The organism is Streptomyces sp. NPDC013187, assembly GCF_042899705.1.
Lineage (GTDB): Bacteria > Actinomycetota > Actinomycetes > Streptomycetales > Streptomycetaceae > Streptomyces > Streptomyces hawaiiensis_A.
Genome location: NZ_JBIBAF010000012.1, coordinates 152,926 through 165,264 on the forward strand (window position 1 = coordinate 152,926; position 12,339 = coordinate 165,264).

General features: G+C 71.4%; 13 protein-coding genes. 5 read left to right on the forward strand and 8 right to left on the reverse strand.

From position 1 onward, the window contains the following. Positions 1-43: 43 nt before the first annotated feature. The 3 genes from rocD to ACFY5B_RS26000 all read right to left on the reverse strand — a co-directional run bounded on the left by rocD (position 44) and on the right by ACFY5B_RS26000 (position 2,805). Positions 44-1,333 (reverse strand): ornithine--oxo-acid transaminase, encoded by a 1,290-nt coding sequence (gene rocD / locus ACFY5B_RS25990; RefSeq protein ID WP_389973144.1) that lies wholly within the window; start codon positions 1,331-1,333, stop codon positions 44-46. Then, a complete protein-coding gene (gene ddaH, locus ACFY5B_RS25995) occupies positions 1,330-2,160 on the reverse strand; it encodes a dimethylargininase (RefSeq protein ID WP_389973147.1) in 831 nt (276 codons plus the stop codon). The genes rocD and ddaH overlap by 4 nt, the downstream gene beginning before the upstream one ends. A 126-nt stretch (positions 2,161-2,286) precedes the next feature. Further along, positions 2,287-2,805, reverse strand: a complete 519-nt coding sequence (locus ACFY5B_RS26000) for an Lrp/AsnC family transcriptional regulator (RefSeq protein ID WP_389973150.1) — start codon at positions 2,803-2,805, stop codon at positions 2,287-2,289. 56 nt (positions 2,806-2,861) lie between these two features. On the opposite strand from ACFY5B_RS26000, the gene ACFY5B_RS26005 reads away from it, so the two are divergent. The 4 genes from ACFY5B_RS26005 to ACFY5B_RS26020 are packed head-to-tail and all read left to right on the forward strand — an operon-like array spanning position 2,862 to position 6,963. Then, on the forward strand, positions 2,862-3,611 hold the full coding sequence (locus ACFY5B_RS26005; protein ID WP_389973153.1) for a LytR/AlgR family response regulator transcription factor: 750 nt from the start codon (positions 2,862-2,864) through the stop codon (positions 3,609-3,611). 2 nt (positions 3,612-3,613) lie between these two features. Next, a complete protein-coding gene (locus tag ACFY5B_RS26010) occupies positions 3,614-4,012 on the forward strand; it encodes a hypothetical protein (protein ID WP_389973456.1) in 399 nt (132 codons plus the stop codon). A gap of 27 nt (positions 4,013-4,039) precedes the next feature. Further along, on the forward strand, positions 4,040-5,752 hold the full coding sequence (locus tag ACFY5B_RS26015; protein ID WP_389973156.1) for a cation acetate symporter: 1,713 nt from the start codon (positions 4,040-4,042) through the stop codon (positions 5,750-5,752). Next, positions 5,749-6,963, forward strand: a complete 1,215-nt coding sequence (locus ACFY5B_RS26020) for a sensor histidine kinase (protein WP_389973158.1) — start codon at positions 5,749-5,751, stop codon at positions 6,961-6,963. Before ACFY5B_RS26015 ends, ACFY5B_RS26020 begins: the two co-directional genes overlap by 4 nt. Before the next feature lie 60 nt (positions 6,964-7,023). On the opposite strand, the gene ACFY5B_RS26025 is transcribed toward ACFY5B_RS26020, so the two are convergent. The 5 genes from ACFY5B_RS26025 to ACFY5B_RS26045 all read right to left on the reverse strand — a co-directional run bounded on the left by ACFY5B_RS26025 (position 7,024) and on the right by ACFY5B_RS26045 (position 11,616). Next, the gene (locus ACFY5B_RS26025; protein ID WP_030835374.1) at positions 7,024-7,203 is read right to left on the reverse strand and encodes a hypothetical protein; all 180 of its coding nucleotides are present in this window, start codon (positions 7,201-7,203) and stop codon (positions 7,024-7,026) included. 80 nt (positions 7,204-7,283) lie between these two features. Further along, positions 7,284-8,234: a cytochrome c oxidase assembly protein gene (locus tag ACFY5B_RS26030; protein WP_389973162.1), complete on the reverse strand. Its 951-nt coding sequence runs from the start codon at positions 8,232-8,234 to the stop codon at positions 7,284-7,286. 163 nt (positions 8,235-8,397) lie between these two features. Continuing rightward, positions 8,398-9,423: a 6-phosphofructokinase gene (locus tag ACFY5B_RS26035; RefSeq protein WP_389973165.1), complete on the reverse strand. Its 1,026-nt coding sequence runs from the start codon at positions 9,421-9,423 to the stop codon at positions 8,398-8,400. 202 nt (positions 9,424-9,625) lie between these two features. After that, complete coding sequence (locus ACFY5B_RS26040) at positions 9,626-10,354, reverse strand: type 1 glutamine amidotransferase (protein ID WP_062925531.1); 729 nt, start codon at positions 10,352-10,354, stop codon at positions 9,626-9,628. A gap of 23 nt (positions 10,355-10,377) precedes the next feature. Continuing rightward, the gene (locus ACFY5B_RS26045; protein ID WP_033307230.1) at positions 10,378-11,616 is read right to left on the reverse strand and encodes a MurT ligase domain-containing protein; all 1,239 of its coding nucleotides are present in this window, start codon (positions 11,614-11,616) and stop codon (positions 10,378-10,380) included. A gap of 158 nt (positions 11,617-11,774) precedes the next feature. On the opposite strand from ACFY5B_RS26045, the gene def reads away from it, so the two are divergent. Further along, positions 11,775-12,320 carry a peptide deformylase gene (gene def, locus ACFY5B_RS26050; protein ID WP_389973169.1) on the forward strand — a complete coding sequence of 182 codons (546 nt, stop codon included), beginning with the start codon at positions 11,775-11,777 and terminating at the stop codon, positions 12,318-12,320. Positions 12,321-12,339: the final 19 nt, after the last annotated feature.

The following is a 12,339-nucleotide window of genomic DNA, read 5'->3' on the forward strand; positions in this document are numbered from 1 at the left end:
CCGGCTCGGGTCGCCGCCCCCGGCCCCGGTGACCTCGGCCCCCTTACCCCAGCGCCTTCTCCAGCGCCCCGAGTGCCCCCGTCAGCTCCTCGCCCGTGATGGTGAGCGGCGGGGCCAGGCGGATCGTCGAGCCGTGGGTGTCCTTCGCCAGGACTCCCTCGCGCATCAGGCGTTCGCTGATCTCGCGGCCGGTGCCGAGTGCGGGGTCGATGTCCACGCCCGCCCACAGCCCGCGTGAGCGGAAGCCGACGACACCCCTGCCGACCAGAGCCGTCAGACCGTCGCGCAGGATCACGCCCAGCTCCGCCGCCCGGCGCTGGAACTCGCCCGTCTCCAGCAGCTCCACCACCGCCGTACCGACGGCGGCCGCCAGCGGATTGCCGCCGAACGTCGAACCGTGCTCACCCGGGTGCAGCACCCCGAGCACGTCCCGGCGCCCGACCACCGCCGACACCGGCAAGATGCCGCCGCCCAGCGCCTTGCCCAGCAGCAGCACGTCCGGCACCACCGGCTCGTGCTCGACCGCCAGCGTGCGGCCCGTGCGGCCGAGTCCGGACTGGATCTCGTCGGCGATGAACAGACAGCCCTTGCGGCGGGTCAGTTCCCGCACACCGGCCAGATAGCCCTCGTCCGGGATGATCACCCCCGCCTCGCCCTGGATCGGCTCGATCAGGACCGCCGCCGTCGTCTCGTCGACCGCCGCCTCCATCGCGGCCAGGTCGTTGTACGGCACCACCCGGAAACCCGGCGTGAACGGCCCGAAGCCAGCCCGGGCCGTCTCGTCCGTCGAGAAGCTGACGATCGTCGTCGTACGGCCGTGGAAGTTGTCCGCCGCGACCACGATCGTCGCCCGGCCGTCCGGGACGCCCTTGACGTCGTAGGCCCACTTGCGGGCCACCTTCACGCCGCTCTCCACCGCCTCCGCGCCGGTGTTCATGGGAAGCACCATGTCCATACCGGTCAGCGCCGCCAGCCGCTCCGCGAACTCGGCGAGCCGGTCGTTGTGGAAGGCGCGCGAGGTGAGGGTCAGCCGGTCCAGCTGCCGGTGGGCCGCCTCGATCAGCGCAGGGTGCCGGTGGCCGAAGTTGAGGGCCGAGTAGCCGGCCAGCATGTCGAGGTAGCGCCGCCCCTCCACGTCCTCCACCCAGGTGCCCTCGGCACGGGCGACGACCACCGGCAGCGGGTGGTAGTTGTGGGCGAGGACCGGCTCCTCCGCGCGGATCAGCTCCTGCGAGCCACGCGTCTCCTGCGAGCCACGCGTTTCCTGCGCGTCACGGGACTCCCGCGGGCCACGGGCTCCCTGCGGGTCCTCGGTGCGGACGGGTGCGGTCATGAGCGGATCTCCCGGATCTCCTGGGTGCAGCACTTGATGCCGCCACCGGCCTTGTGGAACTCGGACAGGTCGACGGGGACGGGGACGTAACCGCGGTCGGCCAGTTGCCCGGCCAGGCTCGTCGCCCCCGGTGAGATGAACACGTGGCGCCCGTCGGAGACGGAGTTGAGCCCGAACGCCATCGCGTCCTCGCGAGTGGCGAGCACCGCGTCCGGGTACAGCCGGGCCAGCACCTCACGGCTGCCCGGCGAGAACGCCTCGGGGTAGTAGACGATGTTCCCGTCGTGCCCGTCGTCGAGGACGAACAGCGCCGTGTCCAGGTGGTAGAAGTACGGATCCACCAGCGTCAGGCTGATCACCGGCGTCCCGAAGTACTCCTGCACCTCGCTGTGGGCCTCCCGGGTCGTCCGGAAGCCCGTCCCGGCCAGGATCCACCGGCCGGCCGGCACCAGGTCGCCCTCGCCCTCGCACACCGACTCGGGGTGGTAGACGTCGTAGCCCTCCGTCTTGAACCACGCCTCGTACGGCACGGACTCCGGACGGCGCTCGGGCGCGTGGAAGAGCGAACCGAAGACGCGGCCGTCGACGACGACCGCCGCGTTCGCCGCGAACACCATGTCGGGCAGACCGGGAACGGGTTTCACACTGTCCACGGTATGGCCGTGGGCGCGGTAGCTGTCGACCAGCGCCTGCCACTGGTCCAGGGCGCGGATGACGTCGACGGGTTCGTCGGGATGCATCCACGGGTTGATCGCGTACTGCACGGCGAAGTGTCTGGGTTCGCAGACGAGGTAGCGCCGCCGGCGCGGCACACGGGAGTCGGGCACAGAGGGGTCCCTCCGCTTCCTCACGGTGTGTGACTGGTGGTTGACACAACGGTAGGAACCGGCGGCGGTGCCCGACAAGAAACAAAGGTTGCGCGTTCGCGCAGGAACGCTGCGTCTTCCAGGCGCTCAGCGCACGTCTGCTGCGCCGCCGGAGACCCCTTCCGGGGCCGGATGGCTCGCCCCCGCCTCCGGGCTCTCCGGCAGCAGATGGGACAGCACCATCACGCTGATCGTCTTCCGGATGAACGGCTCCTGCCTGATCCGTTCCAGCACCTCCTCGAAGTGCTCCACGTCCCGCGCCCGCACGTGCAGCAGCGCGTCCGCGCCACCGGTCACGGTCATCGCCGCGGCGATCTCCGGATAGTCGCGCACCACCTCGGCCAGCCGCCTCGGCGGGGCGGCGCCCTCGCAGTACACCTCGACGTAGGCCTCCGTGCGCCAGCCCAGCGCCGACGGCTTCACCGTCGCCGAGAACCCGGTGATCACACCCGTCTCGCGCAACCGGTCGACCCGCCGCTTGACCGCCGTGGCCGACAGCCCGATCGCCGTGCCGATCTCGGCGAACGACGTCCGCGCGTTCGCCATCAACGCGGTGATGATCTTCCGGTCGAGTTCGTCGAACGGCGTGGACGACCTGCTGTTCATGCGGGCACTGTATCCACGTGTCCGAACAGCGGGGATCACCCCTACACTCCGGGTTCATGCTGCGCGCCCTGGCTGTCGACGACGAACGCCCCTCCCTGGAGGAGCTGCTCTACCTCCTGCACGCCGACCCCCGCATCGGCAGCGCGGAGGGCGCCGGCGACGCGACCGAGGCGCTGCGCCGCATGAACCGCGCCCTGGAGTCCGGCCCGGACGGGCCCGAGGCCATCGACGTAGTCTTCCTCGACATCCAGATGCCCGGCCTCGACGGTCTCGACCTCGCCCGGCTGCTCACCGGGTTCGCCCGGCCGCCGCTGGTCGTGTTCGTCACCGCCCACGAGGACTTCGCCGTGCAGGCCTTCGACCTCAAGGCCGTCGACTACGTCCTCAAACCGGTCCGCAAGGAACGCCTCGCCGAGGCCGTCCGCCGGGCCGCCGAACTGCACGGTGCCGCCCCGCGCATCCCCGTGCACGAACCCGACCCGGACCACATATCCGTCGAACTCGGCGGCGTGACCCGCTTCGTCGCCGTCGACGACATCACCCACGTCGAAGCCCAGGGCGACTACGCCCGTCTGCACACCGACAAGGGCAGCCACCTGGTGCGCATCCCGCTGTCCACCCTGGAGGAGCGCTGGCGCACCCGCGGCTTCGTCCGCATCCACCGCCGCCACCTCGTCGCCCTGCGCCACATCGGCGAACTCCGCCTCGACGCGGGCACCGTCAGCGTCCTCGTCGGCTCAGAGGAACTCCAGGTCAGCCGGCGCCACACGCGCGAACTGCGCGACCTGCTCATGCGGAGGCCGTGACGGTGCCCCAGGACCCCACCGAACGCCGCGTCGTCGTGACCGGCCCGCCGCGCCAGACCCTTCCCCACGCCCGGCTCCGCTCGCGCGGGCGGTACCCCCAGGCCTCCTCCGGCCGATACCGTCCGCGCACCGAGATCGACGAGCAGACCACCCTCGGTCACACCTACGTCCGCTCCCTGATGCGCACCCAACTGCGCGCCGCCCTCGCCGTGTTCACGGTCCTCGGCCTGCTCGTCGGCCCCCTGCCGCTGCTCTTCGCGGCGATGCCCGACGCCCGCCGCCTGGAGTGGGCCGTCCTCGGCTTCGGGCTCTACGTCCCGCTGGTGCTGCTCGCCCGCTGGTACGTCAGCCGCGCCGAGCGCAACGAACGCGACTTCGTACGCCTCGTCGAAGACCGCTGAAGTCCCACCGATGAACTCCGGCCTCCGATGAACTCCAGCTACGCCGTCCCCGCCGTCGCCCTCGTCGTCGTCGCGACCGTCCTCGTCGGCGCCTTCGGCCTGCGCATCTCCCGCACCACCTCAGACTTCTACGTCGCCTCCCGCACCGTCGGCCCCCGCCTCAACGCCGCCGCCATCAGCGGCGAATACCTCTCCGCCGCCTCCTTCCTCGGCATAGCGGGCCTCGTCCTCGTCCAGGGCCCCGACATGCTCTGGTACCCGGTCGGCTACACCGCCGGCTACCTGGTCCTGCTGCTCTTCGTCGCCGCCCCGCTGCGCCGCTCCGGCGCCTACACCCTCCCCGACTTCGCCGAGGCGCGCCTCGCCTCCCAGGCCGTGCGGAGGCTCGCAGGCGCCTTCGTCGTCGGGGTCGGCTGGCTGTACCTGCTGCCCCAGCTCCAGGGCGCCGGACTGACCCTGACCGTGCTGACCGGGGCGCCCGACTGGCTCGGCGGAGTGATCGTCGCCGTCGTCGTGACCGCCACCGTCGCCGCCGGCGGCATGCGCAGCATCACCTTCGTCCAGGCCTTCCAGTACTGGCTGAAACTCACCGCCCTGCTCGTCCCCGCCCTGTTCCTGGTCCTCACCTGGCAGAGCGACGGAGCACCCCGGCACGCCTTCGACGAACCGGCCACCTTCCGCGAGCAGCGCGTCGTGCGCGTCGACGACTCGATCGACCTGAGACTGGACCGGCCCCTGAGTGTCACGGTGACCGGGACCGTCGACGGCCGTACCCACACCGGCACGCGCCTGGAACTCGCCGCCGGCAGCCACCACATCGAGCGCGGCACCCGGCTCACCTTCGCCCGAGGCGCCCCCGTCCCGGAGGCCGAGCGCGGCGGCGGCGACCTGTCCCCGTCGCAGGCCGAGAGCCGAGAGGAACGCCCGCTGTACGCCACGTACGGACTGATCCTCGCCACGTTCCTCGGCACCATGGGCCTGCCGCACGTCGTGGTCCGCTTCTACACCAGCCCGCACGGCGTCGCCGCCCGCCGCACCACCGTCGCCGTCCTCGGCCTGATCGGCGCCTTCTACCTCCTGCCCCCCGTCTACGGCGCCCTCGGCCGCCTATACGCCCCCGAACTCACGCTCAGCGGCGACCCGGACGCCGCCGTCCTCCTGCTGCCCGACCGCATGATCGGGGGAGTGGGCGGCGACCTGCTGGGCGCGCTGGTCGCCGGGGGCGCCTTCGCCGCGTTCCTCTCCACCGCCTCGGGTCTGACCATGGCGGTCGCCGGCGTCCTCACCCAGGACGTCCTGCCGTCCCGGGGCGTACGGCACTTCCGCCTCGGGACGGTCCTCGCCATGGCCGTGCCCCTCGCGGCAAGCGTCCTGGTCGGCGGGTTGCCGGTCGCCGACGCCGTCGGGCTGGCCTTCGCCGTCTCGGCGTCCTCGTTCTGCCCGCTGCTCGTCCTCGGCATCTGGTGGCGGCGGCTCACCCCGCCCGGAGCCGCCGCCGGGATGCTGGTCGGTGGCGGTTCCGCCCTGCTCGCCGTCGCCGCGACCATGGCGGGCTACCCGGGCGAGGGCGCCGCCCTGCACGCCCTGCTGGCCTGGCCCGCGCTGTGGTCGGTGCCCCTGGGCTTCCTCACGATGATCCTGGTGTCCCTGGCCACCCCCGGCCGGGTCCCGCCCGGCACGGCGGCGGTCCTGGCCCGGTTCCACCTGCCCGAGGAACTGCGCACGGAGGCGACGGCATGAGCGGGTTCCTGGCCGGTGTGTGCGTCGCCGTGCTCCCGGTGCTGGCCCTCGGGGTCTGGCTCGGCCGCCGCACCGCACGGGCCAAGAGCCTCGCCGGCCTCGGCACCCCCGTCGAGCACGCCACCTTCGAGACCCTGCACACGGCCTCCCTCGCCGCGCCCCCGCTGCGGGCCGGCCTGACGGAGGAGACCGCCCGCAAGTCCGCCCGCAAACTCCGCTCGCTGCTGGGTACGGACGCTCTCTGCCTCACCGACCGGGGGCAGGTCCTGGTCTGGGACGGCGACGGCTCCCACCACCGCACCGAGATCATGGAGCGTCTCGCGGGCGCCCTGGAAACCGGCCGGGGCGAGGCCTTCCGGCTCACCTGCGACAGGCTCGACTGCTCGGTGCGCTGGGCGGTCGTCGCCCCGCTCACCGTCGACGACCGGGTGCACGGCGCCCTCGTGGCCTGCGCGCCGCGTGAGTCGGCGGTGCTCGTCCGGGCCGCCGGCGAGGTCGCCCGCTGGGTCTCGGTCCAGCTGGAACTGGCCGATCTCGACCAGTCCCGCACCCGCCTCATCGAGGCCGAGATCAAGGCGCTGCGGGCCCAGATCTCCCCGCACTTCATCTTCAACTCCCTCGCGGTGATCGCCTCGTTCGTCCGCACCGACCCCGAGCGCGCCCGTGAGCTGCTCCTCGAGTTCGCCGACTTCACCCGCTACTCGTTCAGGAGGCACGGCGATTTCACCACCCTCGCCGAGGAGCTCCACGCCATCGACCACTACCTGGCGCTGGTGCGGGCACGCTTCGGCGAACGCCTCTCCGTCACCCTCCAGATAGCGCCGGAGGTGCTGCCGGTGACCCTGCCGTTCCTCTGTCTTCAGCCGCTCGTCGAGAACGCCGTCAAGCACGGCCTGGAGGGCAAGGCCCCGTCCTCGGGCAAGTGCCACATCCAGATCACCGCACAGGACGCGAGCGCCGAGGCCCTCGTGGTCATCGAGGACGACGGGGCCGGCATGGACCCCGGCCTGCTCCGCCGCATCCTCGCCCGCGAGGTCAGCCCTTCGGGCGGCATCGGCCTCTCCAACGTTGACGACCGGCTCCGCCAGGTCTACGGCGACGACTACGGGCTCGTCATCGAAACCGCCGCGGGAGCCGGCATGAAGATCACCGTCCGGCTCCCGAAGTACCAGCCGGGGGTGCACTCAGCGGGCCGGTTGCCCCGGGAGTGAGCCGCCCCACCGGCTGTGCGGGGACGGAGCCGCCCCAGCGGCTGACCGGGCGGTGAGCCGTCAGGTGCTGCGCGTGGTGACCACCAGTCCCAGCGTGATCAGGCCCAGGACGACCCAGCCGAACCACAGCCAGCCGTTGCTCCCGAGCGCCACCGTGTAGGCCGTCACCACGACCAGCCCGCCCAGCGTGAGCGCTCCCATGGTCTTCGTCGAGTTGGAACCGTTCGTGGAACCGGGCATCGCAACACCCTCCTCATGGTTCGGTCCCTCCATGGTGCCCGGCGGACGCCCGGCGCGCACGGCCCGTACCGAAGAGGTCTTCAGCGCCCCTGCGTGTTCAGCGAGGCCAGATAGGCGTTGTACGCCTCCAGTTCCTTGTCCCCGTCGCGCTCTGCGGCCCGGTCCGTGCGCCTGGCCTGCCGCTGGTCCGAGGCGTACCACTGGAACAGCAGGGCCACCAGCACCAGCACGGAGGGGATCTCGCTGAACGCCCAGGCGATGCCGCCCGCCGCGTTCTGGTCGGACAGCGCCTCGATGCCGAGCGATGCGGGCGGGTTCTTGAACGTCTCGACCATCGGCTCGGACGCCATCATCAACGCGATCCCGAAGAACGCGTGGAACGGCATGCCCGCGAACAGCTCCAGCATCCGCATCAGGTACCCCGGGCGGTGCGGGCCCGGGTCCACGCCCATGATCGGCCAGAAGAACACCAGGCCGACGGCGAGGAAGTGCACCATCATCGCGATGTGACCCGCCTTGGAACCCATCAGAGTGTCGAAGATCGGGGTGAAGTACAGCCCGTACAGGCTCGCGATGAACAGCGGGATCGTGAACGCCGGGTGCGTGATGATCCGCATGTATCGGCTGTGCAGGAACATCAGCAGCAGCTCACGCGGCCCCTTGCGGCCCCGCCCCGCCGTGGGCAGCGCCCGCAGCGCCAGCGTGATCGGCGCACCGAGCAGGATGAGGATGGGCGAGACCATGCTGATGACCATGTGCTGCACCATGTGCACGCTGAACATGACCATGCCGTAGTCGTTCAGCCCGGTGCACATCATGAGCACGATGCTGAGCACGCCGAGGGTGAAGGCGACGGTCCGCCCCACGGGCCACTTGTCCCCGCGCCGGACCAGCCGCACGACACCCCACCCGTACAGGGCCAGCCCGGCCAGGCAGGCGACGAGGAAGAACGGGTCAGTCGACCACTCCAGCCCTCGTCCCAGCGTGAACGGCGGCAGATCCATGGTCATGCCGTGCCCGCTGTGATCCATTCCGCCGGCTCCTGTTTCGTGGGGGTGTGCAGCCATCTGTCCGCCCACAAGAGTAGAACCGCCCCCGGTCACCGTTACGACCGGGGGCAGTACGACGCCTCAGGGGCGCGGGGAACTGCGCGACAAGCCACGAACGGCCCGCACCCGGCCGACTACAGCAACCTCAGAGAACGGTCTCCGCCTCGTCGTACCGGTCGTCGGGAACGGTCTTCAGCGTCTCCACGGCCTCCGCGAGCGACACCATCACGATGTCGGTCCCCCGCAGCGCCGTCATCTGCCCGAACTCACCCCGGTGCACCGCCTCCACCGCATGCCACCCGAACCGCGTGGCCAGTACCCGGTCGTAGGCGGTCGGCGTACCGCCCCGCTGCACGTGTCCGAGGATCACCGGGCGGGCCTCCTTCCCGAGGCGCCCCTCCAGCTCCACGGACAGCTGCCGGGCGATCCCGGCGAACCGCTCGTGCCCGTAGATGTCCTTGCCGCCCTCGTCGAACTCCATGCTCCCGGCCCGGGGCTTCGCCCCTTCCGCCGCCACGACGATCGCGAACCGCTTGCCCGCCTCGAACCGCTCGCCGACGCGCCTGGTCAGTTCCTCTATGTCGAAGGGCCGCTCGGGCACGACGATGGCGTGAGCACCGGCCGCCATACCGGAGTGCAGCGCGATCCAGCCGGTGTGCCGGCCCATGACCTCGACCACCAGGACCCGCTGGTGGGACTCGGCGGTGGTCTTCAGCCGGTCCAGGGCCTCGGTCGCCACGCCCACGGCCGTGTCGAAGCCGAAGGTGACGTCCGTGACCGCGATGTCGTTGTCGATGGTCTTCGGCACACCCACGACGGGCAGACCGCTGTCCGACATCAGGCGCGCGGCCTTGAGCGTGCCCTCACCGCCGATGGGGATGATCGCGTCGAGGCCGAGCTCCTCGACATGGCCCCTGGCCCGCTCCACACCGTCCCGCAGATGGGAGGGCTGGACCCGGGAGGACCCGAGAATGGTGCCGCCGCGGGCGAGGATGCCACCCACCGCGTCGAGGTCGAGCTTGAGGTAGTCGCACTCCAGGAGGCCCTTCCAGCCGTCCCGGAAGCCGATGACCTCGTCGCCGTGGTCGACGACGGCGCGGTGCACGACGGACCGGATGACGGCGTTCAGGCCGGGGCAGTCGCCGCCGGACGTGAGGACACCAATGCGCATAGCCCGAATACCTTCTCAACGTGGGCCGGGGACCGGACCACGTTGTCCGGCTGGAATCCCCGCCACCCTAGCGGCATCGAAGGGCCGGACCGAAGCACGCGTCCGCCTGCTGGACGACCCCGCTCACCTGTGCGGATGGGCCGTCATACGGGCTGTTGACCAGCAGGTTGACGCGTACCTCGGGCACGCTGCGGTGCTGTGCCTAGGCGGGCTGCTGAGCAGCGGCGATCCGCTCGTTGCGCAGCGCCTCGTACCAGCGGTCGTCGGTCGGCGGCAGCGCGTTGACGTCCAGGGCCAGCTTCAGCAGCAGGTCCGCGATCAGCGGGTTGCGCGCGAGCACCGGCCCGTGCATGTACGTGCCGAAGACGGTGTCGTTGTACGCGCCCTCCGTGCCGTCGCCCGTGCCGTTGCCGTTGCCGAACCGCACCTGGGCGAGGGGGCGGGCGGTGGGGCCGAGGTGGGTGACGCCCTGGTGGTTCTCGAAGCCGGTCAGCGGGGGCAGGCCGAGACGCTGGTCGACGTCGCCCAGCACGTCACCGACACAGCGGGCACCCTCGCCGCGCGTGGACACCACGTCCAGCAGCCCGAGGCCGGGCTCGCGCTGGCCGAGGTCGTTGATGAACTCGTGGCCGAGGATCTGGTAGCCGGCGCACACGGAGAACACGATCGCGCCGTTCTCCACGGCCCGGGTCAGGCCGCCGTCCCGGCGCAGCCGCTCGGCGGCGAGCCGCTGCGGCCGGTCCTCACCGCCGCCGATCAGGTAGATGTCGCCGGAGGTCGGGATCGGCTGGTCGCTGCGCACGTCCAGCCGGGCCACGTCCAGGCGGCGCTGCTGGGCGCGGCGCTCCACGACGAGGACGTTGCCCTGGTCGCCGTAAGTGCTGAGCAGGTCGGGATAGATCCAGACGATGCGCAGTTGGTTGTCGCTCACAAAAGTCCCCTGACGTCTCGTGCTCAGTTGCCGACGCGGCGGCGCAGGTCCTGGAACGCCGTGTAGTTGGCGATGACCTCGATCCGGCCCGGTGGGCACGCCGCCACTGCCTGGTCGAGGTTCTCGTAGACCTGGAAGTGCTGGTCGGCGACCTCCAGACGCACCGCCAGGTCCAGCCGCCGGTCGCCGACGACGCAGATCGGGTGGCCGGTCAGGCGCGAGTAGTCGACGTCCCACAGCCAGGAGGTGTCGGTGCCGTCGGCGGAGCGCGCGTTCACCGACAGGATGACCGGGGTGGGCGGCGGGTCGATCAGGGAGAACGTCTCCAGCCAGCCGGCCGGGTTCTTCGCGAGCAGCAGCCGCAGGTCACGGCCCTGGAACTGGACGACGTCGTAGCGCCCGGCGACCGCCTGCACCTGGTACATGCGCTCCAGTGCGACCTGCGGCGGCACCCCGAACACGGCGGCGACGGCGGCTGAGGAGGCGGCGTTGGCCTTGTTGGCGCGGCCGGGCAGCTGGAGGTGGATCGGCCAGGCCGAGCCGTGCGGGTCGAGCACGTGGTCGCCGGAGAGCGCCCAGCTCGGCGTCGGACGGCGGAAGCCGCACTCGCCGCAGAACCAGTCGTCGCCGGGGCGCTGCATCACGCCGCCGCACGACGGGCAGGACCAGGCGTCGTCCTTCCACATCTGCCCCGCGGCGACCCAGATCACGTTGGGGGAGGACGACGCCGCCCACACCACCAGCGGGTCGTCGCAGTTGGCCACGACCACGGCCTTGGAACCCGCGAGTCCCTCCCGCCAGTTCTCGGCGAGCATGCGGGTCTCGGCGGCACGGTCGAGCTGGTCGCGCGAGAGGTTGAGCAGGGCGATGCACTTCGGGGCGGTGTCCCGGGCGACGCCGGCGAGGTACTTCTCGTCGACCTCGATGACGCCGTAGCGGGCGTCCGAGCTGCCGGCGAGGGCCGAGGTGATGCCGGCCGGCATGTTGGCGCCGAGCGCGTTGGAGACGACCGGTCCCGCCGCGCGCAGGGCCTCGGCGATGAGCCGGGTGGTGGTGGTCTTGCCGTTCGTCGCGGAGACCAGGATCACGTCCAGGTTCTGGGCGAGCCGGGCGAGGAGGTCGGGGTCGAGTTTCAGCGCGACCCGGCCGCCGATCACCGAACCGCTGCCGCGCCCTGCGGCGCGCGATGCCGCCGCGACCGCCTTGCCCGCGGTCACGGCCAGCTTGGCCCGCGGCGAGAGCGGGTCCGAGTTGCCTGCCATCAGTTCTCGATCCTCCTTGCGTACGCGCCGCGCCTTGAAGCCTGACGGCCACGTGGTGTGGACCTCAGCCTATCGAGATCCCTTCGCACTCCCGAACCGCGGCACTGTGGCGAACTCGTGTGGGAGACGCGGACCGACAGGACCTTACTCTGGCCGTCATGCGAACCAGCTCCATCCCCGGCGCCCACGGCCGCGTGAGACCCCTCACCCTGCACGGCGATCCGCTGCTGCACACCCCCTGCGCGGAGGTCACCGACTTCGGCCCCGAACTGGCCCGCCTCGTGGAGGACTTGTTCGCGACGATGTACGCCGCCCAGGGCGTCGGCCTCGCCGCCAACCAGGTCGGCGAGGCGCTGCGGGTCTTCGTCTACGACTGCCCGGACGACGAGGACGTCCGTCACGTGGGCCATGTGGTCAATCCACGCCTGACCGAAAAGGACGGCGTGGTGATCCGGGGCCCGGAGGGCTGTCTGTCCCTGCCGGGCCTGGAAGCGGGCACGGAACGCCACGACCACGCGGTCGTCGAGGGCTTCACGGTGACGGGAGAACCCGTCACCGTCCGCGGCACGGGCTTCTTCGCCCGCTGCCTGCAACACGAGTGCGACCACCTGGAGGGCCGCATCTATGCGGACCACCTCACGGGCTGGCGCCACCGCAGACTGATGCGCCAGGTGGCCAGGTCTTCGTGGCGCAGGGTGGTGTGACTTCCTGAGGGGCGCGGGG

Coding starts and splice junctions, on each gene's coding strand:
- ACFY5B_RS26000 (WP_389973150.1), bottom strand. CDS start 2,805: ATGAACAGCAGGTCGTCCACGCCGTTCGACGAACTCGACCGGAAGATC.
- ACFY5B_RS26020 (WP_389973158.1), top strand. CDS start 5,749: ATGAGCGGGTTCCTGGCCGGTGTGTGCGTCGCCGTGCTCCCGGTGCTG.
- def (WP_389973169.1), top strand. CDS start 11,775: ATGCGAACCAGCTCCATCCCCGGCGCCCACGGCCGCGTGAGACCCCTC.
- ACFY5B_RS26045 (WP_033307230.1), bottom strand. CDS start 11,616: ATGGCAGGCAACTCGGACCCGCTCTCGCCGCGGGCCAAGCTGGCCGTG.
- rocD (WP_389973144.1), bottom strand. CDS start 1,333: ATGACCGCACCCGTCCGCACCGAGGACCCGCAGGGAGCCCGTGGCCCG.
- ACFY5B_RS26015 (WP_389973156.1), top strand. CDS start 4,040: ATGAACTCCAGCTACGCCGTCCCCGCCGTCGCCCTCGTCGTCGTCGCG.
- ACFY5B_RS26005 (WP_389973153.1), top strand. CDS start 2,862: ATGCTGCGCGCCCTGGCTGTCGACGACGAACGCCCCTCCCTGGAGGAG.
- ACFY5B_RS26030 (WP_389973162.1), bottom strand. CDS start 8,234: ATGGATCACAGCGGGCACGGCATGACCATGGATCTGCCGCCGTTCACG.
- ACFY5B_RS26025 (WP_030835374.1), bottom strand. CDS start 7,203: ATGCCCGGTTCCACGAACGGTTCCAACTCGACGAAGACCATGGGAGCG.
- ACFY5B_RS26035 (WP_389973165.1), bottom strand. CDS start 9,423: ATGCGCATTGGTGTCCTCACGTCCGGCGGCGACTGCCCCGGCCTGAAC.